This window comes from Alteraurantiacibacter buctensis (assembly GCF_009827655.1).
GTDB classification, from domain to species: Bacteria; Pseudomonadota; Alphaproteobacteria; order Sphingomonadales; family Sphingomonadaceae; genus Alteraurantiacibacter; species Alteraurantiacibacter buctensis.
In genome coordinates, this window is the sequence record NZ_WTYV01000016.1 from 1 (window position 1) to 5,943 (window position 5,943).

General features: G+C 66.7%; 9 protein-coding genes. 1 reads left to right on the plus strand and 8 read right to left on the minus strand.

Annotation, left to right across the window (positions count from 1 at the left end; translation table 11 throughout):
- Positions 1 to 151: 151 nt before the first annotated feature.
- The 8 genes from GRI99_RS18265 to GRI99_RS18300 form a co-directional block, all read right to left on the minus strand.
- On the minus strand, positions 152 to 415 hold the full coding sequence (locus tag GRI99_RS18265; protein ID WP_160773502.1) for a hypothetical protein: 264 nt from the start codon (positions 413 to 415) through the stop codon (positions 152 to 154).
- 71 nt (positions 416 to 486) lie between these two features.
- Entirely contained in the window at positions 487 to 969 is a 483-nt protein-coding gene (locus GRI99_RS18270) for a phage virion morphogenesis protein (protein WP_160773503.1), read from the minus strand.
- Positions 966 to 1,442, minus strand: a complete 477-nt coding sequence (locus tag GRI99_RS18275; RefSeq protein ID WP_160773504.1) for a phage tail protein — start codon at positions 1,440 to 1,442, stop codon at positions 966 to 968. The genes GRI99_RS18270 and GRI99_RS18275 overlap by 4 nt, the downstream gene beginning before the upstream one ends.
- 43 nt (positions 1,443 to 1,485) lie before the next feature.
- Positions 1,486 to 1,695, minus strand: a complete 210-nt coding sequence (locus GRI99_RS18280) for a tail protein X (protein WP_160773505.1) — start codon at positions 1,693 to 1,695, stop codon at positions 1,486 to 1,488.
- A 33-nt stretch (positions 1,696 to 1,728) separates the two neighbouring features.
- Positions 1,729 to 2,220, minus strand: coding sequence for a head completion/stabilization protein (locus GRI99_RS18285; protein ID WP_160773506.1), 492 nt, complete (start codon positions 2,218 to 2,220; stop codon positions 1,729 to 1,731).
- Positions 2,221 to 2,337: 117 nt separating this feature from the next.
- Positions 2,338 to 3,069 carry a phage terminase small subunit gene (gene gpM, locus GRI99_RS18290; protein ID WP_160773507.1) on the minus strand — a complete coding sequence of 244 codons (732 nt, stop codon included), beginning with the start codon at positions 3,067 to 3,069 and terminating at the stop codon, positions 2,338 to 2,340.
- Positions 3,070 to 3,223: 154 nt separating this feature from the next.
- A complete protein-coding gene (locus GRI99_RS18295) occupies positions 3,224 to 4,360 on the minus strand; it encodes a phage major capsid protein, P2 family (RefSeq protein ID WP_160773508.1) in 1,137 nt (378 codons plus the stop codon).
- 59 nt (positions 4,361 to 4,419) lie between these two features.
- Positions 4,420 to 5,232 (minus strand): GPO family capsid scaffolding protein, encoded by an 813-nt coding sequence (locus GRI99_RS18300; RefSeq protein WP_160773509.1) that lies wholly within the window; start codon positions 5,230 to 5,232, stop codon positions 4,420 to 4,422.
- A gap of 163 nt (positions 5,233 to 5,395) precedes the next feature.
- Between GRI99_RS18300 and GRI99_RS18305 the strand changes: the two genes are divergently transcribed.
- Positions 5,396 to 5,943, plus strand: a 548-nt coding sequence (locus tag GRI99_RS18305) for a terminase gpP N-terminus-related DNA-binding protein (protein WP_202393187.1), incomplete at its 3' end; no start/stop codon positions are given.

The following is a 5,943-nucleotide window of genomic DNA, read 5'->3' on the forward strand; positions in this document are numbered from 1 at the left end:
GCTGCTCGACCACGTTGGGCGCGGGCAGGCGCGAAAGATCGACCGAAGTGAAGCTGTCGGAGGCCACGGGCATGCCCTACGTCATGCGCCGCGCGCGCGTGAGGGGAAGGCGGGTGGCCCGTAAGTGCGGGGCTTACGGTGAGTGCTTGATCTACCCGATCAGCATGTTGCCGGTGATTGCAGCAACGGCCAACCAGAACGTGCCGACGATGAAAGCAGGGGCAAGATTGCTCAACAGGGTGGGGCGGCGGCCGTCTGCATGGCTGTCATAGATCCAGCAGCCTTCCCCGGCAGACCGTTCCAGCGCGGCATAGGTCTGGCGAAAGTGCGCGGGATCGGCGACAAAATCGACCTTGCGGCGCGAGCCTGGAACTTCCCGATTATTCTCATCGATCACGCACAGAAACTGACCCATCGCCGATCCTTGTGGCTGCCCGCAGCAGGCGCACTCAATGCCATGGGCGTGCCGGAGTCGGAAAGCGGTTTCTAGCCATCGAGACCAAGCATCTCCTCGGCAACCCGCAAGGCCTCCCGCTCATCGCCCGGGCCGAATCCCAGCAGCCGGCGCGCGGTATAGCGGTGCTTGATGCGGCGGCCATCTGGGCCCTGGCCCACCACGCCTTCCTCACCGAACTGGTGCTGGGCTGCAATGCGCTGGTTGCCTGTGGCAGTGATCTCCACGCTGTCAGGCTGCGCATCGATGCGCCACTTCTTAGCCTGGCGCAGCTTGCGGAACATCCTGCCGCCAGCGCGCTTGCGCAGGCGGCCACGCCGGTCCTTGCGGGCCTTGCGCGGCTCCATCGCTGTGCCGTCTGGCTGCTCGTTTGCGGCGATCCGCTCGACGTTCGCACGGCGCAGGGCCTGGCCCAGCTTCAAGGTGGCGCGGCGGCGGCGAGATGGCGACAATCCGGCGAGGATCCTGCCGAAATAGGCATCGAAGCCAGCCAGGGCCTCGCTGTCATAGCTCATTGCGGATCTTCGTCGATCAGGTGGCCGGTCAGATCGGGGATCGGGTCAACGTCGCCCGCGCCCAGGAAATCGTTCCACAGGGGATCGGGCTCTGCGAGATAGTCCAGTGTCCACCCGCCGCCATCAATTGGAGCGACCGAGACGCTTTCCTTCAGGTCCAGCTGCAGCAGGATGTCGCTGGTGCTGCTGTCCAGCACGTCAATTTCGAAGCGGAAGCCATCGGCCCCGGGCCGAAGCAGATCGGGCTGGTTGACGCGCAGCCAGCGGAACACGGCCAGGGCGAGCAGGGCGATATCGCTGCGCGTTTCCTCCAACAGCACGTTGAGGCGGTAGGCGAAGCCGAACGACAGGAAGTCGCTCTGGGTCGAGCGGCCTGCGCCATCTTCCACCCAGATCCGCAGTCGATCGGGCTCACCCCTGAATTCGGGCAGGGCCTCGGCGATCGCGGCGCGCAAGGATTGGGCCTTGCGCATCAGGGCTCACCCTTTCGGCCTATCGCTACGCTACATGAGGCCATTAGTCCCACAGCCTCACGGTTTCGCGCATGGGCAGCGCAGCGGCAGGGGGATCGGGCAGCCGGACAGTGGTTCCGCCGGGCAGGCGGGGGCCAAGATCGGCGAGGCCGGGATTGAGCTCCAGCGATTGCTCGGTAACGGCAGCGGTGCGGCCGAGCACGCGCCAGCAGATCTCGTCCAGCGTCTCGCCGTCGCGGGCGGTGGCCAACATCGCCCTATCGCTTCGCTGCTTGAGGGCCGGCCATCAGACCAGGCTCACCCGGTTGCGCGGCGCGCGTTCCTCGGCGCCGATCGAGAGGAGATCGGCCACGGCATGGTTGGCGATGCGGCGGTAATGATCAGCGGTCTGATCCTTGGCCTCGGAGCGGTCGCTGCCCTCCTGGGTAGCGGCCAGATCGCGGTGCCCGTCCATCAGCTCGGCGGCGGCGAAGTAGCGCACGGCGCGCAGCCATAGCAGATCCGCCATGTTGACCTGGTTGACCTGCTGATCGGTCACGGCGGCCAGGCTGGCCACCCCGTTGCCGGCGTGGGCACTGCGCCAGTCGCTCAGCAGGCGAAGACAGGTGAGCATGGCCCCTTCGGTGGCGGCCACCAGGCGGGCGGTGGTCACCGCACCCTCGCCCAGGCGTAGCGTTTCGCGGATGGATGCCAGCGGGACCGGGGGGAACCAGCCATCGGCCACCACGGCAGCCGCATCGGCATCGGCGGTGGGGGCGGGAGCAACAAGGCCGGTCATCGGGGCACCTCTGGCAATCAGTTTTACGGGGCGGGTGAGGTGAGCCAGGTGTAGCGGAGCTTGGGGCATCCGCCGTCCGTCTTACCGCCCGCCCCGAGCGCCGTGGGGCGGAGCTGGTCAGGATGCCGGCGCGGGTGCAAGCCGCTTTTCCAGCATCTTGAGATCGGTCTTCACGCCCGACTTCTGGTCGAGGGCGAGGGCGCGGGTGAAACACTCCTGGGCCTGTTCCAGGTAAGCCTGCGCGCCGCCGGCAGGGGCGTTGTCCGCCGCCGGGTTGAAGTCATCCGCCCGGGCCACCCAGCTGCGGCCAAGCGCCTTCATCAGCTTGGCCTTGGCCGGATCGGGCATGTCGGCAGCGCCGGTAAGGGCATGGACCCTGACCAGCACATCGTGGCTGACCGCGCCGGACTCCTTCAGGGCCAGCTCGGCCACGTCCTCGGCCAGGAAGCAGGCCACGGTGCGGTTGTACCGCTCGGGCATGGCCAGGCCGTGGCGCAGGGCGAAGTCCGCCAGGCGCAGGGCATAGTCGAAGTCGCGATAGTCGATCGCCCAGATCATGTTCACGATCAGGATCTCGTCCTGCACCGGCTGATCGGCGGCGAGCACGCCTTCGATCCAGTCAGCGAAGACCTTGGCCAGCTCGGCCTTCTTCGGCTGCCGCGCCTCGTGGCTGGCGATATCGGACAGGCCGCGCACGGCTTCGTGCAGGACGGCCAGCAGCGCGGCGTATTCGGCACCGGCGGCCCCTTCAGTGGGCGCGGCGGGCGCGCTGTCCAAGGGGCGCGTGGCATCCGACGCAAGTGCGGCCAGGACCTTCTGGCGGTGGCGAAGAGCGGGGCTGAAAGTCATGGCTGCGGTCCTTGTGAAGTGGTGCCCGCTCGATCCGGCGGCGGGCGCGGGCGCTGGCTGATCCGACTTGCGATCGGGGCCTCCCCGCTCTGCTGCTCGGCTCTTGCGGCGGCCGACCCGGATGTCAGCCGCCGCCGTCACAGCCTCTCGGTTATTACGGTGCCGGGCGGGCCGGTGCGCCGCCGATCACGATGTTCTCGACCAGCACGGTCAGTTCGTAATCCTCGACCACGTAGGCCTCGTTGACGCTTTCGTAGTTGGCCACGCGGTCCTTCTCGGGCTCGTCCTTCAGCATCCGGCGGCGGGTTTCTTCCTGCCAGTAGATCGACAGGTTATCGAGGCGGGTGATCAGGATGGCGTTGGCCGGGAAGAAGGGCACGCGCACCGCCTCCAGGCCGCCCAGCTGCTTGGTGGAGCGGATGATGCGATCGGTAGCTTCCACCTCGGTGGCGGTGGCACCGGTTTCCTGGGCGATGGTGAAGTACTTGTCGTCCACCAGGTCGTGGCCGACGATCACCACCAGCTCGGTATCGCCGCGATGCCATTCGGGCAGCAGCCGCTTGGCATCGAGCACCAGGGCATCGAGGCTGGAGTAGTCCGCGTCGGCGCTGGCCGAGCCGCCGGTGGCGTTGTAGGCCGCGTTGGCATCGAACAGCTCGACACCCGGCTTGACGTAGATCGCCTTCAGCGCGGCGTTGTTGGTGCCATCGGTCTTCACCGTCAGCGAGCCGTCGTTGAACACCTGGGCGGCGGCGTGGGTGCGGATCTTGTGCAGCCAGCCAATGTTGACGTCCTGCAGCAGCGGGTTGGCCACGCGGTCGGTGGTGGCCGCCACGCTGGTGCCGTTCCACCCGATCATGATGCGGTCACGGCCCTGCTGCTGCAGGATCGAATCGCGCATCAGCGTCTGGAATTCGGGGCGGTGGCGCCAGGCATCGAGCAGAGCGTAACGCTGCGACCAGTCGAAGTTGGTCTGCTCGCAGGTGTACTGGCGCTTGATGGCGCTGTCGGTGGGATCGGTGGGGTTGCGCACGCCCGCGCCGCTGGTGTCCGTGCGGCCCGCCAGCGTGCGGCTGACGCCCAGGCCGAGCACATCACCCTTCTGCTGGGTGACCGGCATCATGTTGATGGCCTGGAGGAACTCGCTGGAGTGCTGGATCTTCTCTTCCAGCTTCTGTTCCACCACCGGGTTGACGGCGAACTTGGTCTGGGCATCGCCAGCCTCGAGCCCGTTGAGCAGCGCGATCTGCGACACGTAGGCATTGAAGAGAGCGCGGGTTTCCTTGCGCATGGGGCTTGTCCTTGTTCGAGTAGGCGGGGGCGGGTTGGGCTGTTGTCAGGTAGGGCGGATCAGCAATCGGTGACGGCGTACTTGCCGTTGGCACCGGCAGCCTGGGGCCGCTGGGTGTGCTTGGTGTCGGGCGTGCCTTCGACCTTGGTTTCCAGCGCCTTCAGGCGCAGGGCCTGGGCATCGGCCTCGCCGCGGAATTCGGTGCGCAGGCCCTCGATCGAGGTGGCAAAGGCCTGGGCCAGATCGGTGAACAGCGGCTTCAGGTCCTCGACCTTGGCCGGGGGAGTGGCCGGTTCCTGCTTGAAGAACTTGCCCAGCACGCCTTCCAGCGAGGTGAGGAACGACTTGCCGGCGGTGTCGTCTGCCGCCTCGGCAAATTCCAGCGCGGTGGGATCCTTGCCCTGGCCTTCGTCGCCACGCGACAGGTTGATCACGCCGGGCAGCTGGCGGTTGAAGGCCAGACGCTCGGTGGCGATGCTGGCCGGGCTGTCAGTCAGCGCGGCACCCATCAGGTAGGCGAAGCCCTTGCCGCCGAAGTTCGGCTCGATCTCGATCGAGGGATAGACCTTCTGGCCGGCGGCGTTGAGCTGCTTGGCTTCCTCGGTCACGTCGAGCACGCCGTAGAGACCCAGGCGCTTTTCGGTGGTGCCGTTGAAGTTCACCTCCACCTCCTGGGTGGAAAGCTCGAGCACGTCGCCATAGGCGCGGAACGGGGCCTGGCCGGAAATGCCCCGGATGTGCTCGATGTTGAGCCGCGCGGCATAGGTCTTCGGATCGTAGCTGCTGGCCATTTCCTGCAGCATCTTCTCATCGATCACGCGGCCGTCCACGGTGGAACCGGCGGTGGCGAGGAGGAAGGGCTTGGTCTTCATCTGGGGCAGCTCCCGTCTTGGTGGCCGGGGCCAGGTGCCCCGCGTCTGAGGGCCGACAAGAGGTGTAGAATGGGCCTGCTGGCAACGCAGCTGGCCAGTAAGTCGGCAACTTACGGGGTCAGTGCATGGCCAGAGACCGGTGCGCAGGGTGCATGGCTTGGCCATGCACTGCGCCACCCCGCCAGATCCCAACGAAACCCAGCTGGCCGAGATCCAGCAGCGGCGGATGGCGCGCAGCTATTACTGGAAGGGCTGGCCGCTGCGCGAGATCGCCCGCGAGCTGGACGTCAATTATAACACCGTGGCCAGCTGGAAGCGCCGCGAGAAGTGGGATGCCGCAGCCCCGGTTGACGTGATCGAGGACCGGATCGAGGCGAAGATCGCCACCCTCCTGGACAAGGAACCATTTACCGAAGGGGACATGAAGCGGGTCGACTTCCTGACCCGGCAGATGGAGCGGACGGCGCGGATCCGGAAGTACGGCACCACCGGAAAGGAGGGTGATCTCAACCCCCGGATCGAGAAGCGCAACGACGATGCGGCCAAGGCCAAGCGGGCGGAGAAACGCAAGAACTTCCTGACCCTGGACCAGTGGCAGGCGCTGCTCGACGACTTCGAGAAGTGGCGGTTCGAATACCAGGACATCTGGTGGGACAACCGCGATCAGCGCACCCGCAAGATCCGCAAGGCCCGCCAGATCGGGGCCACGGT